The organism is Mesorhizobium sp. M8A.F.Ca.ET.208.01.1.1 (assembly GCF_004791315.1).
Lineage (GTDB): Bacteria > Pseudomonadota > Alphaproteobacteria > Rhizobiales > Rhizobiaceae > Mesorhizobium.
In genome coordinates, this window is record NZ_SRUT01000126.1 from 1 (window position 1) to 363 (window position 363).

Here is a 363-nt window from a genome sequence, read left to right on the forward strand (position 1 = left end):
CTTGGTCAGGCGCTGCATGGCCAAGGATGCGGTAGAAGGCGGCGCCCGCATCGAGACCGGTGGCATCCCCCTTGACCGACCGGGGTTTTACTGGCCGCCAACCATCCTGACGGGCGTACCGAAGCAAGCGAGAGTGCTTCATGAAGAGCCGTTCGGACCGATCCTCACCGTGGCTCCTTTCGATACGATCGAAGAGGCGATCGATGAAGCCAACGCCACGGAGTACGGTCTGGCCGCCTACTTGTTCACTGGCGCGGCCGATACGCAACAGAGGCTTGTGAGCGGTCTTTCTGCGGGCGCTGTTAGTGTGAATTACCTGAAAGGGGTTTCCGCTGATGCCCCTTATGGAGGAGTCAAGCAAAG

The 363-nt window shown here is 60.1% G+C and carries 1 protein-coding gene; it reads left to right on the plus strand.

The window, feature by feature from the left end; translation table 11 throughout:
- Positions 1-363: aldehyde dehydrogenase family protein (locus tag EN851_RS34570; RefSeq protein WP_135931070.1), on the plus strand; the 363-nt coding region annotated here is incomplete at both ends.